The sequence below is a fragment of the Curtobacterium phyllosphaerae genome, assembly GCF_049341865.1.
GTDB lineage: Bacteria > Actinomycetota > Actinomycetes > Actinomycetales > Microbacteriaceae > Curtobacterium > Curtobacterium phyllosphaerae.
On the sequence record NZ_JBMPIU010000002.1, the window covers coordinates 379,756 to 406,189 of the forward strand.

Below are 26,434 nucleotides of genomic sequence, written 5' to 3' on the forward strand. Positions count from 1 at the left end.
GACGTCAAGAACCGGGTGCCCCGGCCGCCCGAGAGCGTGGTCAGCGCCGGACGGGAGGCCCCGCTCGGCCCCGGCGCGGACCGCACCACCCGAACGTGGGGCTGTGCGGCGGGGCCCGATGCGCGAACCTTGACGGGAGCTGAGCGCAGGGGGCGCTCACCTGAGCGCAGGAGCAGCGACCGGATGACCAACCCGAACCAGAACGAACGCCGCGCACCCGAGTTCAGTGTCCCGTGGCAGCCGGCCCCGTCGGCCGCGCCGCAATGGGGCCAGTCGCAGCCGCAGTACGCACAGCCGCAGCAGCCCCGGTACGCCTCGCCCCAGCAGCCGCAGCACTCGGCGGCACCCCAGCAGCCGCTGTACGCGGCGCCCCGGCAGCCGCTGTCCGCGACGCCGCAGCAGCCGTTGTACGCGCAGCCGCAGCAGCACCAGTCGGCGCCGCCGCAGCAGCGCCCACCGCACTGGACCGAGGACCAGTGGGCCGGTCCCGCCGTCCCCACGCTCCGCGACCCGCTGTACGGCGCGACGTTCGGGCAGGCCGTCGGCCGGTTGTTCCGGAAGTACCGGGACTACAGCGGGCGTGCGAGCCAGAGCGAGTACTGGTTCGGCGTCCTGTTCCTCGCAAGCGTCTCGGTCGGTCTGTGGCTCCTCACCGTCGCCACGTCCGTCGGGAGCGCCGCACTCGGCGGCGACGCTCGCGGCCCGATCGTGCTCGCCACCGTCGCCCTGCGCCTGGTGTGGTTCCTCGGGATGCTGCTGCCCGCGCTGGGGCTGTCCGCGCGGCGCCTCCAGGACGCCGGGTTCAACCGGAACTGGCTGCTCCTGGTGCTCGTGCCGTTCCTCGGCGTCGTCCCGTCGGTGCTCTGCTGCTTCCCGTCGAACCCCGCCGGCGCGCGGTTCGACCGCCCGCGCTGGTAGCGGTCGGGGTCATCCGGCCACGCTCAGAACGGGTCGGCGTCGTCGCCGAACCGGGCATCCGCATCAGGTGACCAGACCGCACGACCGAGGTCGACCCTCCAGGCCGTCCGGCCCTGCACGATCGGGGTTCCCTCGACCCGGTACATCTCGAGCGCACGAGCCTCGTGGTCCGCGGGCGGGAGGCCGCCGGCGCGGACGACGCGCCACCACGGCAGGCCGGAGCCCTCGTGCGCCATCACCTTGCCGACCTGGCGCGACGCTCGCGACCCCAGTACGCCGGCGACGCCCCCGTAGGTCATCACCCGACCGGACGGGATCGCACGCACCACCTCGGCGACCGCCGCCCCGAAGTCCTCGGGCGCGCGATCGTCCTGCCCCACGACGTGTCCTGCGGGTCGGTCAGAGCGCGAGGGCGGTGACGTGCTCGCCGTACGGGGTCTCGCCCACCACCCGGAACCCGATCGCCGTGAAGAACGGCTCGGGGCCGTCGTCGCCGGGCTCGAACACCACGGTGAGCCGGTCGAACCCGCGGGTCCGGGCCTCGGCGGCCAGGGCGTGCACCGCGAACCGGCCGACACCCCGACCCTGCGCGGTGGCGGACACGTTGAGGCGCCAGATGCAGCTCCGGAACTGCTCCTGGTCGTTCTCGGCGTCGAAGTTGCCGACGATGAACCCGACGACCTCGTCGCCGTCGAGGACCACGCGCGGCCAGCTCGTCGACGGCGTGACGGTCGACTCCGCCATCGCGTGCGACACCGGTTGGGCGTACTGCTCCTGCCCGGGCTTGAGCGTGAGCGAGTTCGCCGCGAGGGCCGTCGTGGCAGAGAGTGGTTCGAGGCGGAGGTCCGTCATGCCGGTCAGGGTACCGGTGCGAGCGGTACGGGACCAGTGATCCATGCATCCGCATCGCGACGGGCCGAGCCGGGACGATAGGGTCGGGCGCAGCACGAACGGAGGAGCCGTGGTCGAACATCGTCGTGGCGCCAACCTCCCGGCGATCGGGGGCTTCAACCGGACCGTCGTGCTCGACGCCGTCCGGCGGAGCGACGACGGTCTCAGCCGAGTCGAGCTCGCCGACCGTACGGGGCTCAGTCCGCAGACGGTGTCGAACGTCACACGGCACCTGCTCGAGATCGGGATGATCGTCGAGTCCGGGACCGTCGTCGCCGGACGCGGCAAACCGCGGACGATCCTGCAGCTCGACCCGTCGAGTCGGTTCGCCGTCGGGGTGCACGTCGACCCGGCCGTCGTCACGTACGTGCTGCTCGACCTGGCCGGGCGGGTGATCGCCGACGCCACCACGTCGACGCCGTCCGCGGCGAACCCGGAGCAGGTCGTCGAGGTCATGGCGCGGGCCGTCGCCGAACTGGTGGGCTCCGCCGGGGTGGATGCGGCGGCGGTCCTCGGCGTCGGCGTCGCGTCCCCGGGGCCGATCGACCTCGTGGCGGGCGTCGTCGTCGATCCGCCGTTCCTGCCGCGGTGGCGGGACGTCCCCCTGCGCGACGCGCTCGCCGTCGCGACCGGGTTCCCGGTGCTCCTCGAGAAGGACGTCACCGCCGCGGCCGTCGGCGAGATGTGGCTCGCGGGGGAGTCGTCGCCCCGGAACTTCGCGTTCGTGTACTACGGCACCGGGTTCGGCGTCGGGCTCGTCGTCGACCACGAACCGATCCGCGGGGTCGGTGCGAACGCGGGCGACGCTGGCCACATCATCGTCGACCAGGGCGCGCTCGCCGGGACTGCGGACAGCCGGGAGGGTCGTGGCGAGGTCGGCGGGACCGTCGCGCCCGACCGGTTGGTCGCCTTCGCGGGAGCGGCGGGGATGCCGCTGCCGGACGTCGACACCGGCACGGCCGGCACGGCGGACATCGAGGCGGTGGACCGGGCGTTCACGGTGATGTCGTCGCGCGCGTCCGCCGGCGATCCGCTTGCGAGGTCGATCTCGGCCGAGGCCGGTGCCGTGATGGGCCGAGCCGTGGTCGTCATCGTGAACCTGCTCGACGTCGACCGGGTGGTGTTCGGGGGGCCGTTCTGGTCGCGCATCGCCGAGTTCGCGCTGCCCGCTGCGACCGAGGCGATCGTCGGGTCCGCGGTGCTCGTGGCGAAGCACGCCGTGGCCGTGGTGGAGAGCGACATGGGGTCGGACGTGGCCGCGGTCGGCGCCGGGTGTCTCGTGCTCGATGCTGCCCTGTCCCCGAGGGCGTCCAGCCTGCTCATCCGCCGCTGAGTGCTCGCCCTGGTGCCTGGCGCGGGTGCCTGGTGCGGGGGGCGGGGGCCGGGGGTGGGGGCGCGTGTGGGGGTCGAAGCGTGCGCATGGAGCGACATCTCGCCCGGAAAGCGCTGTCGTTCGTGCCTGGAAATGTCGCTCGATGCCCACGCATCGGGTGCGCCCGCATGGAGCGACATCTCGCCCGGGAAGCGCTGTCGTTCGTGCGCAGGGATGTCGCTTCGTACGGATGCATGAAGCGGCCCGCCGACACGGACGAAGGAGCATGCTGGGCGGATGACCGACGCGGACGAACCAGTGCCGCCGTCGTGGGTGCTCCGGACCCCGGTGCGAGCGTACGAGTGGTGGGCGCGGGCCCTCTTCATGCTGATCGCCGGGATCGCGCTCGGCGTCCTGTCGGTGCAGTTCGACGCGTCGGGGGCCCCGCGTGTCGCCGGGATCACCGCGGCGGCCCTCACCGTCGCCGGGGCGGTCGTGTACGGAGTCGCGGCACGCCGGGCCTACGACGCCCAGGAGATCGGTGCCTCCTGGCGGCTGCACACGAACGGCGTGGTGGTCGGATGCGTTCTCGTGACGGTCCTCGTGCTGCTCGGTGTCGCCGCCCCCGGGGTCGTCACGGCGAGCATCTTCCCGGGCCTGTTCGTCATCAGGTACCTCGGCGCCGTGCCGCTCCTCCGTTTCGACCTGCTCGCGCGGATGACGACTTCCGCCGTCGTGGCGGTTGCGATCGGCGTCCTCGCACTGATCGGCCTGCTCGTGCCCACGTTCCCGGACAGCGCGCTGTGGCAGGCGTCGAGTCTGGTCATCCCGGTGCTGGTCGGCGGGATCATGCTCGACCGGCACCGTCTCCGGACAGCCCCCGAGCGCTGACACCGCTCCCTGCCAGCAACTGCCGCCCCGGTCGCTGCTCGCCACCCGCTGCACCGCTGCTCGCGCCTCGGTGTGCGGATGCATGGAGCGACATCCCGCCCGGAAAGCGCTGTCGTTCCTGCCCGGGAATGTCGCTCGATGCCGACGCATCCGATGCGGGTGCGGGCGCGGGTGCGGGTGCGGGTGCAGGGTGCAGGGGGTGGGTGCGCGTGCGGGGTTGGTGCGCGCGCATGGAGCGACATCTCGCCCGGAAAGCGCTGTCGTTCCTGCCCGGGAATGTCGCTCGATGCCGGCGCATCGGGTGCGCGCGCATGGGGCGACATCTCGCCCGGAAAGCGCTGTCGCTCATCCGCGGGGATGTCGCTCCATGCGGGTGCATGAAGCGGCCCCGAAGCGACCGAGAGCCATGGCACGCCCGCCCCGCCCCGAACCGCCCCCGACGGACCGAGAGCCCCGGCGCGCCCCACCCCGCCCCCACCCCGCCCGCACCCCACCCGCGGACCCGCCGGCACCCCGGCCAGGCCGGCCAGCACACCAGCCCCGCCATCACCCCACGAACCACCCGCCGCACAACTCGTTACCGAAACGCCGCGGAAACCACTTGACAACCATTAAGTACATACGGTGGACTAATCCGGCACCGGGCAAGGGAGCCCGAGCGTCCTGTGGAGCAAAGGAGCACCATGAAGCGCACCCGCCTGATCACCATCGCCGCCGCAGCTGCCGTCGCCGCCCTCGCCCTCTCCGGGTGCAGCAGCTCCGGCTCGGCCACCAGCAACACGATCAAGATCGCCTACCAGAAGTTCGGCAGCTTCCAGCAGCTCGACGCCCACATGAAGGACGTCAAGAAGCAGTTCGAGAAGAAGTACCCGAACATCACGGTCGACCTCGTGCCCATCCAGGCGCAGGAGAACGACTACTACACCAAGCTCGCGCTCATGAACAAGGCGCCCGCGACCGCCCCCGACGTCATGTACGAGGACACGTTCCTCGTCAAGGCCGACGCCCAGGCCGGGTACCTCCTGCCCCTCGACAAGTACACGGCGAAGTGGTCGGACTGGAGCAAGTTCTACGACAACGCCAAGAAGGCCGGCCAGGGCGTCGACGGCAAGACCTACGGCGTCCCGATGGGCACCGACACCCGTGCCCTCTGGTACAACAAGGACATCTTCAAGAAGGTCGGACTCCCCGTGCCGTGGGAGCCGAAGACCTGGCAGGACGTCCTCGACGCCGCCAAGACGATCAAGGACAAGGACCCGAGCGTCATCCCGTTCCACATGTACTCGGGCAAGCCGCAGGGCGAGGCCTCGACCATGCAGGGCTTCGAGATGCTGCTCTACGGGGCGGACGGCGCCGGTGACACGCTGTACAAAGACAAGAAGTGGGTGATCGGCTCCCAGCAGTTCGTCGACTCGCTCCAGTTCGTCAAGGACGTCTACCAGGGTGGCCTCGGCCCGACACCGCAACAGGAGCTCGACCCGAACGTCGGCACGACCGTCGCGGACACCTGGCTCCCGAAGGGCCAGCTCGCGATCGACCTGGACGGCTCGTGGCAGTCCGGCACGTGGCTGAAGACCGGAACCGCACCGTGGTCGGACTGGTCGACCGTGATGGGACAGGCCCCGATGCCGACCCAGAACGGCCAGGCGCCCGGGTACAACAGCATGTCCGGCGGATGGACCCTCGCGGTCGGTGCCAAGAGCAGGAACCCGCAGGCCGCGTTCAACTTCATCACGATGGCGTTGAACAAGGAGGGGTCGCTCAAGTACGACATCCAGAACAGCCAGATCGCGGTCCGTAGCGACGTGGCCGAGGACCCGACGTACGACGCGTCGAACCCGACCTTCAAGTTCTTCTCCGGCCTCGTGGAGCACACGAACTTCCGACCGGCGACGAGCGACTACAGCCAGATCTCCAACGCGATCCAGGTCGCGATGGAGTCGGTGATGACCGGGCAGCAGACGCCGAAGCAGGCGGCCGCGACCTACGACCAGTCGGTCATCGGCGTGGTCGGCAAGGACCACACGGTGAGCGTCAAGTAGCAACCACCTGACGGACGGGAGGATCGGTGCCAGCGGGCACCGCCCCTCCCGTCCGACGGCGGCGCACGCCGCCACACCAGCACCGCATCCGATTCCCTCAGCGCAGAGGCGGTACCCGATGACCACACAACTCGCAGCGCCGATCCCGGCGGCACGACCCCCGAAGACCGATCCACCCGTGCGCGGCCGGAACCGCGGCAAGGCCCTGCGGACGACCGTGCGGGCGACACCGCTGGTCCCCGCGATGGTGCTGCTCGTGATCTTCCTCATCGGGCCGATCCTGACCTCGTTCTACGGGTCGTTCACGAACTCGGCGCTGACCGGCGCCGCCGCACAGAGCCAGCAGTTCGTCGGGCTGAAGAACTACACCGACCTGTTCCAGGACAAGGACTTCCCGAAGTCCGTCCTCCTCACCCTCATCCTCCTGATCGGCTCCGCCGTGATCGGGCAGAACGTGCTCGGCCTGGGTCTCGCGCTCCTCATGCGGCAGGCGAACCGGGTGATAAGGGCGATCGTCGGCACGTTCGTCGTCGCGGCGTGGGTGCTGCCGGAGATCGTCGCCGCGTTCGCCGCCTACGCGTTCTTCAACGACAAGGGCACGCTCAACACGTTCCTCGCCGGCGTCGGCATCACCGGGGCGAACTGGCTCTACACGTTCCCGATGGTCGCGATCGTCCTCGCGAACATCTGGCGCGGCACCGCGTTCTCGATGCTCGTGTACTCCGCCGCCGTCCAGGAGGTGCCGGACGACATCAACGAGTCCGCCGAGGTCGATGGCGCGTCCGGCTGGCAACGATTGATCTTCATCACGCTGCCGGTCATCCGTCGATCGATCTCGACGAACCTCATGCTCACGACGCTGCAGACGCTGTCGGTGTTCACGCTCATCTACGTGATGACGGGCGGTGGCCCGGGGACGAACTCGTCGACGCTGCCGATCCTGGCGTACCAGGAGGCGTTCAAGTTCAGCCAGCTCGGGTTCGGGACGGCGATCGCCACGATCCTGCTCGTCGTCGGAGCGGTGTTCTCCATCATCTACATCCGAGCCCTCAAGCCGGAGGTCGACTGACCATGGCGATCACCATCGACCAGCCCACCGCCGCCAGCACGCCCCGCCGCCGTGCGAAGGAGGGGGCGGGCGCCCTCGGCATGACGAGTCCCGGACACCGCACCATGCGCTGGGTCGCGAACGTCGTCCTCGTCGTCATCGCGATCTGCTTCGCCGTGCCGCTCGTGTGGCTCGTGCTCGCCGCGTTCGACGCGAGTGCCACCCTGTCCGTCAAGATCCCGTCGCAGTTCACCCTGGAGAACTTCCAGAAGGTGCTGACACCCGACCTGGCCTTCGTCCCGCTGTTCAACTCGTTGGTCCTGTCCGGCGGGTGCGCGATCGTGACGGTGATCGTCGCGATCCTCGCCGCGTACCCGCTCTCCCGGTACAAGATGCGCGTGAACAAGCCGTTCCTCTACGCGATCCTGTTCGGGACCGGGCTGCCGATCACCGCGATGATGGTGCCGGTCTACAGCTTGTTCGTCTCGCTGAACCTCATCGACAACCCGGCGGGCGTGATCTTCTTCCTCGCCGCGACGAGTCTGCCGATGGCGATCTGGATGGCGAAGAACTTCATGGACTCGGTGCCGATCCAGCTCGAGGAGGCCGCCTGGACGGACGGCGCCTCGATGCTCCGGACGCTCTGGAGCATCGTCGTACCGCTCATGCGCCCCGGGATCGCGGTCGTGTTCATCTTCGTGTTCATCCAGGCGTGGGGGAACTTCTTCGTCCCGTTCATCCTGTTGCTCTCCCCGCAGAAGCTCCCCGCGGCGGTCAGCATCTTCAACTTCTTCGGCCAGTACGGGTCGGTCGCGTACGGCCAGCTCGCCGCCTTCTCGCTGCTGTACTCGGTGCCGGTGATCGTGCTCTACGTGGTCGTGTCGCGCGGCCTCGGTGGTGCGAACGCCCTCGCCGGCGGCATCAAGGGCTAGCCTCCGCGCCGTCGCGGCACCCCTCCCCGGCGGAGCTCTGCCCATCTCTCCCAACATCCCCACCGGAGGTAACCACCCATGCACGACGACGATCGCCTCGTCGAGGCCCGGATCGCCCGGCTCGTCCACGACCGCATCGATCCGTACGTCCACCGCCGGAGCGTCCCCGTGACGATCGAGGCCTGGCAGGTGCCGGACGAGCCCGTGCCGTTCGCCGAGGCGGTCGGGCAGTCGTACGAGCCGTTCGCGATCGGCAGTCGGTGGGGCGGGAAGCCCTGGGGCACCACCTGGTTCCACGTGACCGGCGAGGTCCCCGCGGACTTCGGCACCGATGACGGCACCGACGTCGAGCTGCTCGTCGACCTCGGCTTCTCGAAGCGGCAGGCCGGGTTCCAGGCCGAGGGACTCGTCTGGCGGCCGGACGGGTCGACGGTCAAGGGCCTCGAGCCGCTCAACGCGTACGTGCCGCTGTCGAGCATCGGGCAGCAGGGCCGGATCGACGTCTACGTCGAGGCGGCGGCGAACCCGGACGTCGGCGGCCACCACAACTACGACTCGACGAAGCTCGGGTCGAAGCACACCGCCGGCGAGCGCCCGATCTACACGCTCCGCCAGCTCGAGATCGCCGAGCGCGACGTCACCGTGTGGGAGCTCCAGCGGGACATGTGGACCCTCCGCGGGCTCGCACTCGAGCTGCCGGCGGACAGCACCCGCGTCGCCGACATCCGCCGCGCGTACGAGCGGGCGGCGGACGCGCTCGAACCCGACGACGTCCCCGGCACCGCCGCCGCCGCCCGGGCCGCCCTCGCGGACGTGCTGGCCGCCCCCGCGAGTGCGTCCGCGCAGCGGATCATCGCCACGGGCCACGCCCACATCGACTCCGCGTGGCTCTGGCCGGTCCGTGAGACGATCCGCAAGTGCGCGAGGACGTTCTCGAACGTGCTCGAGCTCATGGACCAGGACCCGACCCTCACGTTCTCGTGTTCGTCCGCGCAGCAGTACGCGTGGATGCGGGACCACTACCCGGAGGTCTTCGCCCGCATCCGGGAACGCGTCGCCGAGGGCCGGTGGATCCCGGTCGGCGGCATGTGGGTGGAGTCCGACACCAACCTGCCGGGCGGGGAGGCGCTCGCCCGGCAGCTCGTCGCCGGCAAGCGGTTCTTCCTCGAGGAGTTCGGCTACGAGACCCCGGAGGTCTGGCTCCCGGACTCCTTCGGCTACACCGGGGCGATGCCGCAGATCGTCAAGGCCGCGGGCTCGAAGTGGTTCCTGACACAGAAGCCGTCGTGGAACGAGACGAACGTCATGCCGCACACGTCGTTCCTGTGGGAGGGCATCGACGGCTCGCAGGTGCTGACGCACTTCCCGCCGGCCGACACGTACAACTCCGACGTCTCGGCGGCCGACCTGGCCCGGAGCGAGCGGAACAACAAGGAGAAGGGCACCGCGAACACGTCGATGCTGCTGTTCGGCTTCGGCGACGGCGGCGGTGGACCCACCCGCGAGATGCTCGGTGCGGCACATCGGAACGCGTCGCTCGAGGGCGCGCCCCGGGTCGAGCTCGGGTCGCCGGTCGACGTGTTCGAGGCGCTCGAGCGGGAGCTCCCGACGCCGGCGGTGTGGTCGGGCGAGATGTACCTCGAGTTCCACCGCGGGACCTACACGTCGCAGATCCGCACGAAGCAGGGCAACCGTCGGAGCGAGCACCTGCTCCGCGAGGCCGAGCTCTGGGCGACGACGGCAGCGGTCCGGCTCGGGGTCGAGTACCCGTACGACGAGCTCGAGGACGTCTGGCACACCGTGCTCCTCCAGCAGTTCCACGACATCCTGCCCGGGTCCTCGATCGCCTGGGTGTACGAGGTCGCCGAGCAGAACTACGCCGAGGTCGCATCGCGGCTCGAGACGCTCATCGACGCGTCGACGACGGCGCTCGCCGGTCCCGACGCACGGCCGGGAGGCACGGGAACCACCGACCCGTCGGCCGCCGGTGCCGACACGGGCGGGTCCGGCGACACGGCCGGGTCCGGCGGTGTGGTGCGGTTCAACGCCGCCCCCGTGCCCTCCGGCGGGGTGACCGCCCTGGGTGGCGACCTGGTCCCGGCGGCGGAAGCCGTGCCTCCCGTCCGGTCCGGCGACACGTGGGTGTTCGACACCGGGGCGGTGCGCGCGACCATCGACGCGGACGGCCTCGTGTCGTCGTTCGTCGACGCGGCGAGCGGTCGCGACGCGATCGCACCGGACGCCCGCGGGGCGCTGTACACCGTGTTCCGCGACAAGCCGAACCAGTGGGACGCGTGGGACATCGACCAGGCGTACCGGCGGAACGCGACGCCGCTCGACGAGGCGTCGTCCGTCGGCGTCTCCGCGGACGGGCAGTCGCTCGAGGTCGAGCGGTCCTTCCACGACTCGACGATCACGACGCGGTACTCGGCGGTGACCGGATCGTCGGAGCTCGTCATCGAGACCGACGTGGACTGGCACGAGCACGGCAAGCTCCTGAAGCTCGGGTTCCCGGTCGACGTCCTCGCGAACACGGCCTCGAGCGAGATCCAGTTCGGCCACATCGACCGTGCGACGCACCAGAACACCTCGTGGGACCACGCCCGGTTCGAGACCTCCGCGCACCGGTGGGTGCACGTCGCCGAGGCCGGGTTCGGGGTCGCGATCGCGAACGACTCGACGTACGGGCACGACATCACCCGCTCGACCCGGGCCGACGGCGGCACGACGACGCTCGTCCGGGAGTCGCTCGTCCGCGGGCCGCAGTTCCCGGACCCGGACGCCGACCAGGGCCGACACGTGTTCCACACCGTGCTCCGGATCGCGCCGACGGTGCTGGAGGCGGCGGACTCGGGCTACCGGGCGAACCTGCCGGTGCGGGCGGTCGCGGGGTCGACCGCGGTCGCGCCGATCGTGACGGTGTCCGACCCGGCGGTGTTCGTCGAGGCGGTCAAGCTCGCCGAGGACCGGTCCGGCGACGTCGTCGTGCGCCTGTACGAGGCGCGGGGCGGACGGGCGACCGACGTGCGGGTCGACTTCGGGTTCGCGGTGGCCGGGGTGACCCGCACCGACCTCCTGGAACGCGAGCTGCCGGGGCAGGAGTGGGACGGCTCCCTGACCCTCCGCCCGTTCGAGATCGTGACGCTGCGGGTGGCCCGGGCGTAGGACAGGCCGGGACGCCCTGAGCGTGCAGTTCCGACCTGTCGTCCCGGCGGAGACGGGGCGCAACTGCACGCTCGCCGAGCGGCACGCGGGTGCGCGGGCGCTCAGGCCAGGGACTCCAGGAGGGCGGGGACGTCACGCACGCCGTCGAGGACGTGGTCGTGCGGTTCGGCCGCCAGCTCCACCCGGCTGAGCGCCCCCGTGCACACCCCGACCGCGACGACGCCCGCGTTCCGGGCTGCCCGGACGTCCACGACGGTGTCGCCCGCCGCGAGCACCCGCCGCACGTCGACCACGCCGGTCCGCTCCATCGCCCGGTGGATCATGTACGGTGCGGGTCGACCGGCGGCCACGTCCGAGGTGGTCACCACCGCGTTGACCAGGTGCTCCGGGGACCAGCCCACCTGCCACCCGAGGGACTCGAGCAGCGGCTCCACCACCTCGTCGTCGAACCCGGTGGTCAGCGCGACCGACACGCCCCGGTCGCGGAGGGTCCGGAGCGCGTCCTCCACCCCGGGCATCGGCCGGGGCGGGTCGGTGACGTAGGCCTCGGCGAGCACACGACGGAACTCGGCGAACGTCGCGGCGACCCGTGCGTCGGTCGGCTCGACCCCGCCGGCGGCCAGGAGCGCGGCGATCGCGGTCTCCTTGTCCGTGCCCATCCACGTCTGCAGGTCCTCGTCGGACACCGGCGCCCCCGACGACTCCACGGACGACCGGAGCGCCGCGTACACGGCACCGCCGTCGTCGATCGTCGTGCCTGCCATGTCGAACACCGTCAACTCGATCACCCCGCCACGGTAGGGCAGCGCACGGGCCGGTCGGGGACCCCCGTCTGAACGACCGGGGAACGGATCGGCACGGACGTGAACCGCGGGTGAACCTCCCGTGGTCCGGCCGTGCTCCCCGCTCCCGGCCGGTGAGGATCGACGGGTGAACACCACCGCAGACGTCCTCGTGGTCGGTGCCGGCGTCGTCGGCCTCGCCCACGCCGCCGAGGCCCTCGACCGCGGCCTCACCGTCGTCGTCGTCGAGCGCGACCACCGTGCCACCGGGGCGTCCGTCCGGAACTTCGGCCACGCGTGCGTCACGGCGCAGTCCGGGGAGCTGCTCGACTTCGCGATGGTGTCCCGGGAGCGGTGGCTCCGGTACGCCGACGACGGCGGGTTCTCCGCCGTCGCCTCCGGGGCCGTCGCGGTGGCCAGGAGCGACGAGGAGCAGTCGGTGCTCGAGGAGCTCTCCGCGAGCCGCGAGCCCGGGCAGGTCCGGATGCTCACCGCTGGCGACACGCGAGCACGCATCGGCGGGGCGGGCGATGACCGGATCACCGGCGGCGCGTTCCTCCGCGACGACGTCCGCGTGGACCCGCGGCAGGCCGTGGCCGGACTCGCCGCACTGCTCGAGACCCGGGGAGCGACGATCCACTGGGGCACCGCGTACCTCGGCTGGGAGGACGGCGTCGTCCGGACGTCCCGCGGCGACGTCCGGGCAGCACGGACGATCGTCTGCGTCGGCCACGACGTCGACCAGCTGTTCCCCGACCTCGCGGCGTCGCACGGCGTGCGGCGATGCGGCCTGCAGATGGCGCTCGTCGAGGCCCCCGACGGTCTCCGCATCGAGCCGGCCGTGCTGACCGGGACGAGCATGCTCCGCTACCCGGCGTTCGTCGAGACGGCCGCGTCCCCGGCGCTCCGGGCGAGGATCACCGCCGACCGACCGGACCTCGTCGCCATCGACGCGAACGTCATGCTGACGCAGCGCCCGGACGGCTCGCTCGTCGTCGGGGACAGCCACACGGTCGACCTCACCCTCGACCCGTTCCTCGACGAGGGCGTCAGCGACGTCCTGCTCGCCGCCGTCGCCGAGCTGCTCGGGGTCCCGGGGCTCCGGGTCCGACAGCGGTGGATGGGTGTCTACGCGACGGCCCCCGAGCCGTACCTGGTCGCGCACCCGGCGCCCGGGCTGACGGTCGTCAGCGTGACGAGCGGCGTCGGCATGACGATCTCGCACGGGCTCGCCGCCCGCACCTGGGGCGCGTTGGACGCGTCGGTGCAGCCCGCCTGACCGGACGGACGGGAGGCGCGGCCTCCGTCAGCCGGGCGGGCGCGGCCCGTCAGGCGGTCGGCCTGTCAGGCGCGGCCCCGTCAGGCGCTCGGCCTGTCAGGCGCGCGGACAGTCAGGCGGTCGCGGCGCGGAGGGTCTCGACGGCCTTGTCGATGCGCCGCTGCCGGGTCTCCGGTGCCTTGGCCTGCTCGACCGGGTCGACGAGCGCGCGCTTCCGGGAATGGGACAGCGTGTCGAACGCCGCACGGACCCCGGCGGCCGTGAACGCCGCCGCGAGGTCGTCGGGCACCGGCAGCTCGCGCGGGAGCGTGTCGAGCTCGAGCGTGACCTCGACGGTGTCGCCGGCCGCGATCCCGGACGCCGACCGGTGCTCGGCCGACAGCGGGACGAGGGACTGGCCGTTCATCGCCCCGACCGTCGACCGGTAGGTGTAGCCGCCGTCGAGCGTCACGACCACGGCGGGTCGGCGACCGGCGCCGAGTTCGTCGAGCACGGACTCCGGCACCGGGAGTCCGGTCGCCGTCTTCCGCGCCTGCAGGACCGTCGTCGTGAACCGCATCCGTGCTTCCAGTCCGAGGGCGGCGCGCCGGACGCGGGCCGCACGACGCAACCGTACCGTCCCGTGGGCCCGGATCGGAGCGGACGTCGCACGCACCAGGAGTTCGGCCGGCATTCACGTCCGCGGCACGCGGGGGACACCCGTCGTCGTCACCATTGCCGACGACCCCGCGATCGGTGACCCCCGCCGAACGCCCCCAGGAAAGGGAACACCCGTGCTCCACAAGCGCTCTCTCGCCGGCATCGCGCTGGCGGCCGCGGCCGTCGCCGCCCTCGCCGGCTGCTCGACCACGAGCAACGCCGCGACCTCCTCGGCCACCGGCTCGGCGGACTGGAAGACCGCCACCAGCGCCGAGTCGGCCGGTGGGATGGACGCCCTCGTCAAGGCCGCGAAGGCCGAGGGCCAGCTCAACGTCATCACCCTGCCGCCGTCGTGGGCGAACTACGGGAAGATCATCTCGGGCTTCGAGGCGAAGTACCCGGGGATCACGATCAACTCCGCGAACCCGAACGGCTCGAGCGCCGACGAGGTCTCCGCGGCCAAGTCCCAGAAGGGGCAGTCGACCGCCCCCGACGTGTTCGACCTCGGCACCGCGGTCCGCTCGCAGAACGAGGACCTGCTCGCGCCGTACAAGGTCGCGAACTGGTCGGACATCCCCACGGACTTCAAGGACTCCAGCGGCAAGTGGTACTACGACTACACCGGCCTGATGTCGATCGGGTACGACTCCTCCGTCATCAAGACCGCGCCGAAGAACCTCAAGGACCTGCTCGGGTCGGAGTACAAGGGCAAGGTCGCGATCAAGGGCGACCCGACGCAGGCGAACGAGGCCGCGAGCGCCGTCTACCTGGCCGCGCTCGAGAACGGTGGATCGGCGAACGACGTCGAGCCCGGCATCGACTACTTCGGCAAGCTCAAGTCCGCCGGCAACATGCTGAACGTGCTCCCGACGCAGGCGACCGTGAACTCCGGTGAGACCCCCGTCGTCGTCCAGTGGTCCTACAACAACCTCGCCTGGGGCCCGTCCGCCGGGTCGGCCGGGAACAAGAACTGGAAGACGGTCGTCCCGAAGGGCACCGCGCTCGGCAGCTACTACAACCAGGCGATCAACGTCGACGCGCCGCACCCGGCCGCCGCACGCCTCTGGGAGGAGTGGATCTACAGCGCCGACGTGCAGAACCTCTACCTGGCCTCCGGCGCCTACCCGGCGACCCTCACGGCGATGCAGAAGGCCGGCACGGTCGACAAGAGCGTCCTGGCGAAGGTCGGCGCCGCACCGAGCGACTTCGTCGAGCTGACGGAGGACCAGGCCGCCAAGGCCGCGACGGTCCTCTCCAGCAAGTGGGCCTCGACGGTCGGCTGACCGAGATGGCATCCGCACCCGTGACCGTCGCGCCGCCCCGCCGGGGTGCCGCCGACCGTCGCGGCGTGCGGGGCCTGACCGCCGCCACGGGCCGCGGTGCCGGGGGACGACCCCGGCGCCGCGGCGTCGCGTGGGTGGGTCTGACCCCGTTCGCCGTGTACGTCCTGCTGTTCCTCGGCATCCCCGCGGTGATCGCCGTCGCGAGCGGGTTCTTCACCGACGCCGGCACCCCCACCCTCGCGAACCTCGCGGCCTTCGGGAACCCGGAGGTCCTCAGCGCGTTCGGCGGCTCGTTCGGGCTGTCCGCCGTGTCCGCGGTGCTCGGCGCCGCGATCGGCGCGGTGGTCTGCGTCGCCCTGCTCGCCCTGCGCCCCGACGGCCTGGTCCGCTCGATGATCGACGCGGCGTCGAGCGTCCTCGCGCAGTTCGGCGGGGTCATGCTCGCGTTCGCGTTCATCGCGACGATCGGCATCCAGGGCCTCGTGAGCGTCTGGCTCCGGGACGCGCTCGGCTGGGACCTCAACGCCGGGGGGCCGATCCTCTACCAGGTGCCCGGGCTCGTCATCCCGTACCTGTACTTCCAGGTGCCGCTCATGGTGCTGACGTTCATGCCGGCACTCGAGGGGCTCAAGGTCCAGTGGGGCGAGGCCGCCGCGACGCTCGGGGCGTCCCGCGGGGTCTACTGGCGCCGCATCGCCATGCCCGTGCTCGCGCCGGCGTTCTGGGGGTCGCTCCTGCTGCTCTTCGCGAACGCGTTCTCGTCGTTCGCGACCGCCGCGGCACTGATCGCGCAGGGTGGCATCGTGCCGCTGACCATCCGGCAGCAGCTCACCAGCGAGACGGTCGTCGGCGTGCAGAACGTCGCCGGTGTGCTCGCGCTCGGCATGGTCGTGGTGATGGCCGTCGTGATGGTCGCCTACTCGGCCCTGCAGCGTCGCGCATCGCGGTGGCAGCGATGAGCGCCGGGGCGTCGCAACGCGTCGGTGCCACACCCTCCCGCACCGCGAGCACCGTCGTGCTGGTGGTCGTCGGCATCGTGTTCGCCGTCCCGGTCCTCGCGCTCGTGCAGTTCTCGTTCCGGGACGGGACCACGGGGGCGCTCTCGTTCGTGCACTACGCCTCGCTCGCCGACCCGGTGGACCAGGCCACGTACGAGCCGCTCTTCACGGGCCTCCGGAACTCGCTCCTCATCGCGCTCATCACGGTGGCCATCGTGCTGCTCGTCCTCCTCCCGACGCAGCTGCTCACCGCGCTCCGGTACCCGCGACTCCGCCGGGTCGTCGAGTTCGTCTGCATCCTGCCGATCACGATCCCCACCGTGGTGCTCGTCGTCGGGTTCGTCCCGGTGTACGGCGTCGTCGCGCAGGTGTTCGGCAGCGGTGCCTGGACCCTGGCGTTCGCCGTCGGGATCATCGCCCTGCCGTTCGCGTTCCGGCCGATCGCCGCGGCCATCGCCGCCGTGGACGTGGTGCTCCTCACCGAGGCGGCCCGGTCGCTCGGTGCCGGATGGGGGACCGTCGTGCTGCGGGTGCTGCTGCCGAACCTCCGCCGCGGCATCCTGTCCGCGTGCTTCCTCACCGTCACCGTGGTGCTCGGCGAGTACACGCTCGCGTCGTTCCTGTCGCGGACCACGTTCCAGACCGCCCTCGTCCTCGTCCAGCAGACCGACCCCTACGTCGCTGCGATCTTCTCGGTCGCCGCACTCGTGTTCGGGTTCGTGCTGCTCGTCGTCATCGGCCGCATCGGGTCGGTGGGGACGGGCCGGCGGGGCCGCGCGGCCCGCGGTCCGGGCGCTGCCGGCCGCACCGGCGGTGCCGGACCCTCCGGCGGAGCCGCCCGCACCAGGGCGACCGCCCGCGCACGCACCCTCGCCCCGACGGCGGTCGCCGCGCCTCCCGTCCGAGTCCCATCGAAGGAATCCGCATGACCGTCGTCGCCCCGCACGCCCCGTCGTCCCTCGCCACCGGCGGTGCCGTCGTCGAACTCGACGGCGTCGTCAAGTCCTACGGCGGCACGCACCGCGCGCTCGACGGCCTCTCGCTCCGGATCGAGGCGGGCGAGTTCGTCTCGCTCCTCGGCCCCTCCGGCTGCGGCAAGACCACGGCGCTCCGGGCGCTCGCGGGCCTCGAACGGATCGACGCCGGTGCGATCCGGATCGACGGCGAGGACGTCGGCTCCGTCCCGGTCGACAAGCGCGACATCGGGATGGTGTTCCAGCAGTACTCGCTGTTCCCGCACATGTCGGTCCGGCAGAACGTCGCCTTCGGGCTCGAGATGCGCCGGGTCCCCGCTGCGGAACGGGGGACCCGCGTGGTCGAGGCGCTCGACATGGTGCACCTCGGCGACTTCGCCGACCGGTATCCGCACCAGCTGTCCGGCGGACAGCAGCAGCGGGTCGCCCTCGCCCGGGCGCTCGTCACCCGGCCGCGCGTGCTCCTGCTCGACGAGCCGTTGTCCGCGCTCGACGCCAAGGTGCGCGTGACCCTCCGCGACGAGATCCGCCGCATCCAGACCGAGCTCGGCATCACGACCGTGTTCGTCACCCACGACCAGGAGGAGGCGCTCGCCGTCTCCGACCGCGTCGCGGTGATGCACGGTGGCGGCATCGAGCAGATCGGGTCGCCGGAATCGCTGTACCTGCGGCCGGCCACCCCGTTCACCGCGGACTTCGTCGGGCAGTCGAACCGGCTGAACGGCGACCTGCGCGACGGCGACGTGTTCGCGTACGGGTTCCGGCTCCCGGCCCTCGACACGTCGCTGCCGGACGGTCCGGTGCTCGCCTACGTCCGGCCCGAGGACCTGGCGTTCTCCGAGGAGGGCGGTCTCGACGCGACGGTGGTCGCCTCGAGCTTCCTCGGTTCGGTCCGCCGCACGACCGTCCGCCTCGACGACGACACGATCGTCGCGGTGCAGCATGACGTGGCGTACCGGCCGGTGGCCGGCGACGCCGTCCATGTGCGGCTGCTCGGCACACCGGTGGCGGTCGCGTCGGTCGCCTGAGTCACTGTCCGGACGGAGAGTCGCGGTCCGCCCGGACGGGAGGCGCGGGACGCGGACGCACCGCGCCTCCCGTCCGGCGGGTCAGCCCCACCCGCCGAGGTACGCGGCGAGCCCCGGCTCGTCGTCGAGTGCGCGCCAGGCGACCACCTGGCGGTCGGTGCGGAACAGTGTCTCGTCCGGCCAGCGCTGGTGCCGGAGGACCGCCCGCCGGGACTCGACGGTCACGAGCAGGCGGCCGCTCGGGTCCTCGAAGTGGACGGTGCCGAGATCGCCGAGCCCGACCGCTCTGACCGCGCGGACCAGCGGTTCGGCGTCGTCGACGCGCACCGGGGCGGTGAGCGACACGATGACCCGAGGTGGGAGTCCGTCGACCGCATCGGCGTCGCGGACCACCCGCTGGTCGGCGTCGAACACCGTGGCGACCTCGTCCGGCACCGCGACACGAGCCTCCGGTAGCGCGGCGAGGACGGTGTCGACGCAGACGAACGCCCGCGCCGCGGAACCGGCGTCGCGCAGCCGGACGAGCACGTCGGCGGACCGGCTCCGGATCGCGAGCCCGCGCGACTCCCGGACCGGGATCGCATCGGCGAGCACCAGCGTCTCCGCGTTCTTGGTGACCCGCCGTGCGGCGTCGTCCTCGGCGCGGCCGGCCCACTCGGGTCCGTCGTGCCAGGCGACGGCGTCCGGGACGTGCGCGAACACCGCACCGCCGATCCACGCCCGGTGCGCCCACTCCCAGTCCTCGCCGCCGTAGGTCCGGAACCCCTCGTCGTACCCGCCGACCTCGTCGAGGAACCACCGGGTGCACGCCGTCACCGCGCCGATCAGGTACCGGTAGGACCGGTCGTCGGCGTCCAGGAGGTTCCCCGACCGGTCGTAGGCGTCCCGGAGCCAGCTCGGATCGTCGAGCGCTCTGGCCGGGCCGGCGACCTCGACGGGATCATCCGTCGGCACGCCGCGGAAGTCCGCGTGCCGACGGGACCCCACCGTGACCGCCTCCGGGACGAGCGCCGGGAGCCGGGTGAGTCGCGCGACGTAGTCCGGCTCGGGAGCCGTGTCGGCGTCGAGGAAGCACAGGACGTCGCCGTGCGAGGAGCGGACGCCGAGGTTCCGGGCCGCCGCGAGCCGGAAACCGAGGTCGTCCTGCCGGACGACGACGACGCCCTCCGGCACCGTCGGCGCCTCGGGGGAACCGTCGTCGACCACCACGACCTCGAGCAGCTCGGAGGGGTGGGTCTGCCGGGCGAGGGCCGCGAGGGTCCGGTCGAGCTCGGCCTGCTGGCGGTAGTACGGGACGATCACCGACACCGTCGGCGGCGTGGCGGCCCACCGGCCGTCGAGGAGGTCCCACCGGTTCCCCGGGACGGCGCGGCCGAACGGCGGCGTCATGCCGACCGTCCCGTGAACCAGTCGAGGTACGCGAGCGCCGTGTCCCGGAGGTCCGGTCGTGTGACGGCATCGTCGGCGATCCACGTCGACGCAGGGTCCTCGAGTGCGCGCGCGATCGCCGGAGCGAGGTCGCCGTCCTCGACGAGGGTCAGCGTGCCGGGACGCAGGGCCGCCATCTCGGTCGAGTACCGCGTCGTGGGCACGAGGGGGCGCCGGCCGGCCTCGACCCAGGTCGCGATCGAGCCGGACGCCGAGACGTGCCGGTGGGTCGCCGCCGGGACCCCGACGTGCCGGGCCCGTGCGATGAGGTCGTCGTCGTCGAGCCACCCCGTGACCTCGACGGCGACACCGCGTCGGGCGGCATCGGTCACGAGGGCGGCGAGTTCGTCCTCGTGGCCGGCGGACGGTCGACCGAGCACCGTGACGCCGAGCCCGTCCCGGTCGTCGGCCACGGCTGCGCGGAGCGACACGACGGCGTCGACGACCTCGGCGTGGCCCTTGCCCGGGTAGAAGAACCCGAGGACCGCGACGTCCGCCCTCGGCCGGGGTCGGTGTCCGGTCCGGGGAGCTGGCGACACCGGCAGCGGGATCACCCCGACGTCGGAAGCGTGGTCCGGCACGGTGTGCTCGACGAGGAGCGCAGCCTCGTGCCGGCTGTTCACCACGACGCCGTCCGCGGCCGCGACGACCCGCGCGTAGCAGTCCGCCCGGCGCGGGAGGTTCCGCGCGCCGTCGGACGGCTGCGGCAGGTCGTGCAGGGTCACGGTGACGGCGGTCCGTCGCGCGACGGCCTCGATGCGGTCGGCGGCCTCCTCCGGGGAGCCGGCCCAGAGCCGGTCGGTGAAGTGCAGGTGTGCTCGCGGGGGCGGGTTCGGTCCCTCGAGCGCGGCGAGCGGCACGGAGACGTCCGCACCGACGACCCGGGTCACGGCAGCGGCGACCTGGCGGGCGAGGACCGCGACCCCGTGGTGCGTGTCCGGCATGACGACGAGGGCCGGCGGGGTGCCCGGCATCACTGCAGCCCCAGGGCGTCGAGGGTGTCCCGGTGGCGGCGCATCCCCGCCGCGACCACCTCGGGGTGTGCCGCGTACCAGCCGAGGTGGGCGTCGCGGACCTCGTCGTCGGGGATGCGGACACCCTCGACGATCCAGTCGTCGTTCGGCGTGCCGTCGAGGTCCCACGCCTCCGCCACCGTCTCCTCGCGAGGTGCGTGGACGCTGTCCAGCAGCGGCCGGCCGGGGTCCTGGACGCTCGGGTCGATCCCGAGTCGTTCCCGGACGCGGGCCGCGACCGCCGACCACACCGGGTTGCCCGGGTGGTTGATAGTCCGCATCTGGTCGAACGTCGGCCGCGCGAACAGATCGGACACGCCGGTCGTGCCGGCGGCGGACTCGCGGCGGCGGAGTTCGCCGAGCGAGAGTTCCCCGACGGCGCGCACCCGGTGCACGTCGATCCGACGTCGGCGTCGCACCGGCCGGCCGGCGAGCAGGTCGGCGGCCTCGGCCAGGGTGCGCAGGTCGTGGTAGGCCACGACGGGGGGTTCGAGACCGGGGGCGTCCGGCAGTCGCACGAGTGCGTGCGCCGGGTACAGGCCGGCGAACCGGATCACCGGGACGGTCACGGTGCGCGCGCCGTGCCGCATCCGCGCGGTGAGCTGGCGCGACCCGAGCGGGAGGTCGTGGTAGTCGTCGCGGATCGGTTGCGTGACGAGCACGGTCGCCCGCCCGAGCAGCCGGTCGAGGTGCGGCAGGTCCGCCGCCGTGAGCTCGTGGACGGCAGGCACCCGGACCGTCGGCAGGTCGGCACCGTCGAGCACGATCCGGATCGACTCGGCCTGGCAGTTCCCCGCCACCAGGGCCAGCTCGCCGGTCGCAGGCAGCGGGTCGAGGCCGTAGAACTGACCGTAGTGCCGGGTGCGCGGGGTCGCGACGTCGTTGGTGTGCATGGATCCTCTCCTCGACGGTTCCATCATGGCCGCCCGGAGGTGGCCGTTCCCGCCGCGGTGGGCGATGCGGGTCGCGGATGTCCCCGGAACCGATGTCGGTGCTGAGGTCTAGTGTCCGGAGTGGCCGCGTCAGGGCCGTCCCCGCTCCCAGCCGACGTCGCCCGTCCCCAGAGCCCGTCGAGTCGCCCCGGCTCACAACACCCCGCCGAGGAGGCCTCCTGTGCACGTGACCCCGCTCCCGGACGCCCCCGCGCAGCTCCGGGTCGTCTCCGTCCCGTCCGGCCACCCGTACGTGCAGCACCTGTCCGCGCCGCGGGCCGACGCGCAGAGCCGTGCGGCGCGTGACGGCGTCGTCCGGCTGCCGGACTTCCCACCGGCGGGCGCCGCGCCCGGACAGTGGTGGCCGCCGGTCGTGTTCGACGCCGCCTGGATCCACGGACACGCGTCGTCGTTCGACCTGTTCCACCTGCACTTCGGCGTCGAGTCGTTCTCGATCGCGCACGTCGAAGCCGTCGTCGCCGCCCTGCGTGCGCTCCACAAGCCCTTCGTCCACACCGTGCACGACCTGACGAACCCGCAGCTCGTCGACCAGGCGCCGCACCTCGCGCAGCTCGACGTCATCGTCCCCGCCGCGGACGCGCTCATCACCCTGACGGACGGCGCGGCGGCAGCGGTCGCGTCCCGCTGGGGTCGTCGTCCGGTCACGATCCCGCACCCGAACGTGTTCCCGCTCGACGACGACGCCCCGATCGGTGCAGCGTCGGGACCGTTCGTGGTCGGGATGCACCTCCGCGACCTCCGCCCGAACATCGACGCGGTGACGGCGACGGAGACGCTCGTCGCTGCAGTGGGCCGTCTCCGCGACCGCGGCCTCGACGTCGTCGGCCGCATCCACGTGAACGACCGGGTCCGCGACGAAGCGACCAGGGACCGCGTCGTCGCGGTGGTCGTCGGCGGGTCCGGCGTCGAGCTCGTCCAGGTCCCGCGGCTGTCCGACGCCGACCTCGCGGCCTCGATCGCCGACCTCGACGTCGCGGTGCTGCCCTACCGGCACGGCACGCACTCGGGCTGGGTCGAGCTCTGCTTCGACCTCGGTGTCCCGGTCGTCGGCCCGCACGTCGGCCACGCGGGGGAGCAGCACCCCGAGGCGTTCCGCGCGTTCGACCGCGGCTCGGCTGAGTCCCTCGCGGCAGCGTTCGCCGACACCGTGCAGGTGGACGCGGCGCGGCCCGGGTCGCCGGAGCGTGTCGCCCGGATCGCCCGCCGTCGTGCGATGCGGCGGGAGCAGCGGACCGCGATCGACCGGGCGCACCGGGCCGTGTACGAGACGGCAACGGCCGCGACGACAACGGCAGCGACGACGACACCGGTCGCGACGGTCGGCGCATGACCGCACGACCCCTCCGGATCGCCGTCATCGCACCGATCCGCTACCCCATCAGCCAGCCGCACGCCGGCGGTCTCGAGTCGTCGGTCTGGAACCAGGTCCGGACGCTCCGCGCACGCGGCCACCACGTCCTCCTCTGCGCGACGGAGGGCTCGGACTTCCTCGACGGCGGTCCGGCCGAGTTCACGATCCCCGGTCTCGTGTGGGACGACCCGTCCGAGGCGACCGACACGACGTACCCGGCGGGCTACCTCGACCGGGCGTTCCCGGCACTCGACCGGGCGCTCGCGTACATCCGGGACCACGCGGACCGGTTCGACATCGTCGACAACCACTGCCTGCACGGCCTCCCGCTCGGGTGGGCCGACCGCCTCGGCGTGCCGATGGTGTCGACGCTGCACACCCCGACCCTCCCGTCCATGCTCGACGCGCACCGTTCCACCGGTGAGCCGCGGAGTGCGTTCCTGTCGGTCGGTGCGCACACCGCCGCGGAGTGGCAGCGCGAGGGCATCGACTCCACCGTCGTCCCGAACGGCATCGACACCGACGCCTGGGCGCTCGGGCCGGGTGGACCCGACCTGGTGTGGACCGGGCGGATCGTCCCCGAGAAGGGCGTGCACCTCGCGCTCGAAGCCGCGCGCCTGGCCGGCCGACGGATCGTCGTCGCCGGTCGGATCGGTGACGCGGACTACTTCGCCGACCAGGTCGCACCGCACCTCGGGCCCGACGCCGAGTACGTCGGCGTCCTCGGGCAGCGGGCGCTCGCGGACCTCGTCGGGCGGAGTGCCTGTGCGCTCGTGACCCCGGTGTGGGAGGAGCCGTTCGGACTCGTCATCGCCGAGGCCCTCGCGACCGGCACCCCCGTCGTGAGCTTCGACATCGGCGGCGTGCCCGAGGTCGTCGGGGCGTCGGACGGTGCCGCACTCGTCCCCATCGGCGACGCGGCGACGATGGCGTCGGTGGCCGGCGCACTCGCCGATCGGGTCCAGGCCGAGCCGTGGCGGCGGGTGAGCATCCGGCAGGACGCGGTCGACCGGTTCTCCCTGCACCAGCGGAGCGCCCGTCTCGAGCGGATCTACGCCGGACTCATCGTCCAGCACCGACGCCGACGTCGCCTGGTGCGCGACCCCGCCACGCGGATGGGCGCGACGACCGTCCCGGCACCGGCATGACGACCATCGGCTGGTACGTGCACCACCACGGTGCCGGCCACCTGACCCGGTTCCTCGCCGTCCGCGAGCACCTCGACGCCGACGTGGTCGTCGCCAGCTCGCTCCCCGCCCCGCGGACCCTGCCGCCCCGGACCACGTGGGTGCAGCTCGCCCGTGACGACGAGCCGGTCCCCCAGGCGGACGGCAGTGTCCGGCGTCCCGAGCACGCCTCGCCGACGGTGCACGGGCTGCTGCACTGGGCGCCCCTCGACCACCCCGGACACCGCAGCCGCCTGACCGCGATCGCCGCACTCGTGACCGAGCACGACGTCGCCGCGTTCGTGGTGGACGTCTCGGTCGAGGTCACGCTCCTCGTCCGGCTGCTCGGCGTCCCGACGGTCGTGATGACCCAGCCGGGCGACCGTTCCGATCTGCCGCACCGGCTCGCCTACGACGCGGCGGACCGCGTCATCGCCCCCTGGCGAGCGGGGCTGCACGTCTCGGACGCGCTCGCGCGCGTCGACGACCGCGTCCGGTACGTGGGGGGCATCTCCCGGTTCGACGGACGCGCGGTCGCCGACACGGCCGACGACCGCGGCCCGGCCGGGAGGATCGTGGTGCTCGGCTCCGTCGGCGCACCGCCGCCGACGGGTCACGTCCGGGCCGGCGCCGTCAGCACCGGGTGGACCGTCCTCGGGTCGTCGGCCGAGACATGGCACGACGACCCGTGGGAGATCCTGCGGCACGCCGACGTCGTCGTGTCCGCCGCGGGCCAGAACAGCGTCGCCGACCTCGCCGCGATCGGTGCCCGCGCGGTCGTGGTCCCGCAGCCGAGACCGTTCGGCGAGCAGGTCGCGACGGGTCGGGCGCTCCGCCAGCACGACCTCGCGGTGGTCGTCGACGCGTGGCCGGCGGAGGACGCCTGGCCGGCGCTCCTCGACCGGGCCCGCGCGCTCGAGCCGGCGTGGGAGCGGTGGGGCACGCGCGGTGCGGCGCGTCGGGCCGCGGACGCCGTCATGGAGGTCGTGTCGTGACACCGGTCGCACCCGAGGCCGGGACCGTCGTCGTCACCCTGTGCTCGGCGGCGCGCATCGACCACGTCCGTGAACAGCAGCGCCTGCTCACCCGGTGGGCTCCCGGGGTCGGTCGGGTCGTCGTCTGGCTCGACGACACCGTGCCGCCGGAGTTCCCGGCCGCGACCGTCGTCCGGACGCCCCCCGGCCCCGACGGTCTCCGTCTCGCCGCCGGCCGCAACGCCGGCGCTGCTCGGGCGCTCGACCTCGGCGGGCGGACGCTCGTGTTCCTCGATGCCGACTGCGTCCCGGGCCCGGACCTCGTGCCCCGGTACGCGCGCGCGGTGACCGCCCACCCGGGTGCCCTGCTCGTGGGACCGGTGACGTACCTCCAGGCCGGGTTCGAGCTCGGCGACGGTGCGTCGCTCGCAGCGGCGACCGCGCCCCACCCTGCGCGTCCGGCACCGCCGGCGGACACGACGGTCGTCGGCGGACGCGACGAGTACCCGCTCTTCTGGTCGTTGTCGTTCGCCGTCTCGGCCGACACCTGGACGCGGCTCGGCGGGTTCGACGACGCGTACGAGGGCTACGGCGGCGAGGACACGGACTTCGCGTTCACCGCCCGGGAGCTCGGCGTGCCGCTCGTGTGGGTCGGCGGAGCGGACGCGTACCACCAGCACCACCCGACGTCGTCCCCGCCGTGGCAGCACCTGCACGACATCCTGCGCAACGGCGCCCGCTTCGCCGCACGCTGGGGGGAGTGGCCGATGGGCGGGTGGCTCGATGCGTTCGCAGCCGCCGGTGCCGTCGAGCGGACGGCGGACGGGTGGGTGCTCAGCGCTCGAAGCGAGCCGCAGGGTCGTCGCTGAGCGCAGCCTCGACGCGCCGCCGCATGTTCTCGGACATGTCCGGGAGGCTCGCGAGGCTCCGCCACTCGGCGTCCGTGTTCTCGCCGTCGGCCGGGTGCGGGTCACCGCTGACCCACCGGCAACGGAACACGTGGTCCATGTACTGGGCCTGGTCGCCGTTCGGGTACCGCAGCGGCGGGATCGTCTGCACCCAGGCGAGGCGTTCCGCGACGGCGACGACCCCGGCCTCCTCGAGGACCTCGCGCTCGGCGGCGACGGCCGGCTGCTCGCCGGGATCGACGATGCCGGTGACGGGCGTCCAGGCCGCGTCGTCGGCACGACGGACGACGAGCAGCTCGAGGTCGTCGCCGGCACCCCGGGTGACGACCGCCGTCACCCCGGACAGCCAGAGCAGGTCGTGCCCGATCTTCTCGCGGAGGGACAGGACGAAGTCGGGGGTGGGCATGCGTCCACGGTATCGACCAGCGGGAGCCGCCGCGCCCCTCGTCAGCGTTGCAG

At 72.6% G+C, this 26,434-nt stretch carries 24 protein-coding genes; 16 read left to right on the plus strand and 8 right to left on the minus strand.

Features of this window, described 5'->3' with window-relative positions:
* Positions 1-183: 183 nt before the first annotated feature.
* Positions 184-918, plus strand: a complete 735-nt coding sequence (locus ACO0E0_RS04955) for a DUF805 domain-containing protein (RefSeq protein ID WP_422870287.1) — start codon at positions 184-186, stop codon at positions 916-918.
* A gap of 23 nt (positions 919-941) precedes the next feature.
* On the opposite strand, the gene ACO0E0_RS04960 is transcribed toward ACO0E0_RS04955, so the two are convergent.
* Together ACO0E0_RS04960 and ACO0E0_RS04965 are read right to left on the minus strand one after the other, a co-directional pair.
* Entirely contained in the window at positions 942-1,298 is a 357-nt protein-coding gene (locus ACO0E0_RS04960; protein ID WP_422870288.1) for an MGMT family protein, read from the minus strand.
* A gap of 19 nt (positions 1,299-1,317) precedes the next feature.
* Positions 1,318-1,770 (minus strand): GNAT family N-acetyltransferase, encoded by a 453-nt coding sequence (locus ACO0E0_RS04965; protein WP_422870289.1) that lies wholly within the window; start codon positions 1,768-1,770, stop codon positions 1,318-1,320.
* A gap of 109 nt (positions 1,771-1,879) precedes the next feature.
* Between ACO0E0_RS04965 and ACO0E0_RS04970 the strand changes: the two genes are divergently transcribed.
* The 6 genes from ACO0E0_RS04970 (at position 1,880) to ACO0E0_RS04995 (ending at position 11,199) form a co-directional block, all read left to right on the plus strand.
* Positions 1,880-3,142 carry an ROK family transcriptional regulator gene (locus ACO0E0_RS04970; protein ID WP_422870290.1) on the plus strand — a complete coding sequence of 421 codons (1,263 nt, stop codon included), beginning with the start codon at positions 1,880-1,882 and terminating at the stop codon, positions 3,140-3,142.
* A gap of 276 nt (positions 3,143-3,418) precedes the next feature.
* Entirely contained in the window at positions 3,419-4,012 is a 594-nt protein-coding gene (locus ACO0E0_RS04975; RefSeq protein ID WP_422870291.1) for a hypothetical protein, read from the plus strand.
* Between the two features lie 683 nt (positions 4,013-4,695).
* Entirely contained in the window at positions 4,696-6,054 is a 1,359-nt protein-coding gene (locus ACO0E0_RS04980; protein WP_422870292.1) for an extracellular solute-binding protein, read from the plus strand.
* Positions 6,055-6,172: 118 nt separating this feature from the next.
* Positions 6,173-7,123, plus strand: a complete 951-nt coding sequence (locus tag ACO0E0_RS04985) for a carbohydrate ABC transporter permease (RefSeq protein ID WP_422870293.1) — start codon at positions 6,173-6,175, stop codon at positions 7,121-7,123.
* Between the two features lie 80 nt (positions 7,124-7,203).
* Positions 7,204-8,034: a carbohydrate ABC transporter permease gene (locus ACO0E0_RS04990; protein WP_422870451.1), complete on the plus strand. Its 831-nt coding sequence runs from the start codon at positions 7,204-7,206 to the stop codon at positions 8,032-8,034.
* Between the two features lie 78 nt (positions 8,035-8,112).
* The gene (locus ACO0E0_RS04995; RefSeq protein WP_422870294.1) at positions 8,113-11,199 is read left to right on the plus strand and encodes an alpha-mannosidase; all 3,087 of its coding nucleotides are present in this window, start codon (positions 8,113-8,115) and stop codon (positions 11,197-11,199) included.
* Positions 11,200-11,300: 101 nt separating this feature from the next.
* On the opposite strand, the gene ACO0E0_RS05000 is transcribed toward ACO0E0_RS04995, so the two are convergent.
* On the minus strand, positions 11,301-11,987 hold the full coding sequence (locus ACO0E0_RS05000; protein ID WP_422870295.1) for a phosphonatase-like hydrolase: 687 nt from the start codon (positions 11,985-11,987) through the stop codon (positions 11,301-11,303).
* Between the two features lie 142 nt (positions 11,988-12,129).
* Between ACO0E0_RS05000 and ACO0E0_RS05005 the strand changes: the two genes are divergently transcribed.
* Positions 12,130-13,260, plus strand: a complete 1,131-nt coding sequence (locus ACO0E0_RS05005) for a TIGR03364 family FAD-dependent oxidoreductase (protein WP_422870296.1) — start codon at positions 12,130-12,132, stop codon at positions 13,258-13,260.
* Between the two features lie 112 nt (positions 13,261-13,372).
* Here the strand turns inward: ACO0E0_RS05005 and ACO0E0_RS05010 are convergent, their stop codons facing one another.
* Complete coding sequence (locus tag ACO0E0_RS05010; RefSeq protein ID WP_422870297.1) at positions 13,373-13,933, minus strand: YdeI/OmpD-associated family protein; 561 nt, start codon at positions 13,931-13,933, stop codon at positions 13,373-13,375.
* Between the two features lie 100 nt (positions 13,934-14,033).
* On the opposite strand from ACO0E0_RS05010, the gene ACO0E0_RS05015 reads away from it, so the two are divergent.
* The 4 genes from ACO0E0_RS05015 to ACO0E0_RS05030 are packed head-to-tail and all read left to right on the plus strand — an operon-like array spanning position 14,034 to position 18,182.
* Positions 14,034-15,182 (plus strand): ABC transporter substrate-binding protein, encoded by a 1,149-nt coding sequence (locus tag ACO0E0_RS05015; RefSeq protein WP_422870298.1) that lies wholly within the window; start codon positions 14,034-14,036, stop codon positions 15,180-15,182.
* Between the two features lie 5 nt (positions 15,183-15,187).
* Positions 15,188-16,141 (plus strand): ABC transporter permease, encoded by a 954-nt coding sequence (locus ACO0E0_RS05020; protein ID WP_422870299.1) that lies wholly within the window; start codon positions 15,188-15,190, stop codon positions 16,139-16,141.
* Positions 16,138-17,109, plus strand: coding sequence for an ABC transporter permease (locus tag ACO0E0_RS05025; protein ID WP_422870300.1), 972 nt, complete (start codon positions 16,138-16,140; stop codon positions 17,107-17,109). Before ACO0E0_RS05020 ends, ACO0E0_RS05025 begins: the two co-directional genes overlap by 4 nt.
* Positions 17,106-18,182 (plus strand): ABC transporter ATP-binding protein, encoded by a 1,077-nt coding sequence (locus tag ACO0E0_RS05030; protein ID WP_422870301.1) that lies wholly within the window; start codon positions 17,106-17,108, stop codon positions 18,180-18,182. Before ACO0E0_RS05025 ends, ACO0E0_RS05030 begins: the two co-directional genes overlap by 4 nt.
* 81 nt (positions 18,183-18,263) lie before the next feature.
* Here ACO0E0_RS05030 and ACO0E0_RS05035 read toward each other — a convergent pair whose 3' ends face one another.
* From ACO0E0_RS05035 to ACO0E0_RS05045, 3 genes are read right to left on the minus strand one after another with little or no spacing between them, the layout of a single operon-like run.
* On the minus strand, positions 18,264-19,571 hold the full coding sequence (locus ACO0E0_RS05035) for a glycosyltransferase (RefSeq protein WP_422870302.1): 1,308 nt from the start codon (positions 19,569-19,571) through the stop codon (positions 18,264-18,266).
* Positions 19,568-20,584 (minus strand): hypothetical protein, encoded by a 1,017-nt coding sequence (locus tag ACO0E0_RS05040; RefSeq protein WP_422870303.1) that lies wholly within the window; start codon positions 20,582-20,584, stop codon positions 19,568-19,570. The genes ACO0E0_RS05035 and ACO0E0_RS05040 overlap by 4 nt, the downstream gene beginning before the upstream one ends.
* Complete coding sequence (locus ACO0E0_RS05045) at positions 20,584-21,516, minus strand: WcbI family polysaccharide biosynthesis putative acetyltransferase (protein ID WP_422870304.1); 933 nt, start codon at positions 21,514-21,516, stop codon at positions 20,584-20,586. The genes ACO0E0_RS05040 and ACO0E0_RS05045 overlap by 1 nt, the downstream gene beginning before the upstream one ends.
* A 220-nt stretch (positions 21,517-21,736) precedes the next feature.
* Here ACO0E0_RS05045 and ACO0E0_RS05050 point away from each other — a divergent pair, with 220 nt between their 5' ends.
* Genes ACO0E0_RS05050 through ACO0E0_RS05065 form a run of 4 tightly spaced genes read left to right on the plus strand, consistent with a single transcriptional unit; the run spans position 21,737 to position 25,936 of the window.
* Entirely contained in the window at positions 21,737-22,906 is a 1,170-nt protein-coding gene (locus ACO0E0_RS05050; protein WP_422870305.1) for a glycosyltransferase family protein, read from the plus strand.
* Positions 22,903-24,075, plus strand: coding sequence for a glycosyltransferase (locus tag ACO0E0_RS05055; RefSeq protein ID WP_422870306.1), 1,173 nt, complete (start codon positions 22,903-22,905; stop codon positions 24,073-24,075). The genes ACO0E0_RS05050 and ACO0E0_RS05055 overlap by 4 nt, the downstream gene beginning before the upstream one ends.
* On the plus strand, positions 24,072-25,088 hold the full coding sequence (locus tag ACO0E0_RS05060) for a glycosyltransferase (RefSeq protein ID WP_422870307.1): 1,017 nt from the start codon (positions 24,072-24,074) through the stop codon (positions 25,086-25,088). The genes ACO0E0_RS05055 and ACO0E0_RS05060 overlap by 4 nt, the downstream gene beginning before the upstream one ends.
* A complete protein-coding gene (locus tag ACO0E0_RS05065) occupies positions 25,085-25,936 on the plus strand; it encodes a glycosyltransferase family 2 protein (protein WP_422870308.1) in 852 nt (283 codons plus the stop codon). The genes ACO0E0_RS05060 and ACO0E0_RS05065 overlap by 4 nt, the downstream gene beginning before the upstream one ends.
* Here ACO0E0_RS05065 and ACO0E0_RS05070 read toward each other — a convergent pair.
* The gene (locus ACO0E0_RS05070) at positions 25,902-26,381 is read right to left on the minus strand and encodes an NUDIX hydrolase (RefSeq protein ID WP_422870309.1); all 480 of its coding nucleotides are present in this window, start codon (positions 26,379-26,381) and stop codon (positions 25,902-25,904) included. The genes ACO0E0_RS05065 and ACO0E0_RS05070 overlap by 35 nt on opposite strands.
* Between the last annotated feature and the right edge of the window lie 53 nt (positions 26,382-26,434).

Bases quoted from the DNA above. Each gene is read 5' to 3' on its own strand.
- ACO0E0_RS04955 (WP_422870287.1), top strand. From the start codon at position 184: ATGACCAACCCGAACCAGAACGAACGCCGCGCACCCGAGTTCAGTGTC.
- ACO0E0_RS04965 (WP_422870289.1), bottom strand. From the start codon at position 1,770: ATGACGGACCTCCGCCTCGAACCACTCTCTGCCACGACGGCCCTCGCG.
- ACO0E0_RS04975 (WP_422870291.1), top strand. From the start codon at position 3,419: ATGACCGACGCGGACGAACCAGTGCCGCCGTCGTGGGTGCTCCGGACC.
- ACO0E0_RS04980 (WP_422870292.1), top strand. From the start codon at position 4,696: ATGAAGCGCACCCGCCTGATCACCATCGCCGCCGCAGCTGCCGTCGCC.
- ACO0E0_RS04985 (WP_422870293.1), top strand. From the start codon at position 6,173: ATGACCACACAACTCGCAGCGCCGATCCCGGCGGCACGACCCCCGAAG.
- ACO0E0_RS04990 (WP_422870451.1), top strand. From the start codon at position 7,204: ATGACGAGTCCCGGACACCGCACCATGCGCTGGGTCGCGAACGTCGTC.
- ACO0E0_RS04995 (WP_422870294.1), top strand. From the start codon at position 8,113: ATGCACGACGACGATCGCCTCGTCGAGGCCCGGATCGCCCGGCTCGTC.
- ACO0E0_RS05010 (WP_422870297.1), bottom strand. From the start codon at position 13,933: ATGCCGGCCGAACTCCTGGTGCGTGCGACGTCCGCTCCGATCCGGGCC.
- ACO0E0_RS05020 (WP_422870299.1), top strand. From the start codon at position 15,188: ATGGCATCCGCACCCGTGACCGTCGCGCCGCCCCGCCGGGGTGCCGCC.
- ACO0E0_RS05025 (WP_422870300.1), top strand. From the start codon at position 16,138: ATGAGCGCCGGGGCGTCGCAACGCGTCGGTGCCACACCCTCCCGCACC.
- ACO0E0_RS05030 (WP_422870301.1), top strand. From the start codon at position 17,106: ATGACCGTCGTCGCCCCGCACGCCCCGTCGTCCCTCGCCACCGGCGGT.
- ACO0E0_RS05035 (WP_422870302.1), bottom strand. From the start codon at position 19,571: ATGACGCCGCCGTTCGGCCGCGCCGTCCCGGGGAACCGGTGGGACCTC.
- ACO0E0_RS05040 (WP_422870303.1), bottom strand. From the start codon at position 20,584: ATGCCGGGCACCCCGCCGGCCCTCGTCGTCATGCCGGACACGCACCAC.
- ACO0E0_RS05045 (WP_422870304.1), bottom strand. From the start codon at position 21,516: ATGCACACCAACGACGTCGCGACCCCGCGCACCCGGCACTACGGTCAG.
- ACO0E0_RS05055 (WP_422870306.1), top strand. From the start codon at position 22,903: ATGACCGCACGACCCCTCCGGATCGCCGTCATCGCACCGATCCGCTAC.
- ACO0E0_RS05060 (WP_422870307.1), top strand. From the start codon at position 24,072: ATGACGACCATCGGCTGGTACGTGCACCACCACGGTGCCGGCCACCTG.
- ACO0E0_RS05070 (WP_422870309.1), bottom strand. From the start codon at position 26,381: ATGCCCACCCCCGACTTCGTCCTGTCCCTCCGCGAGAAGATCGGGCAC.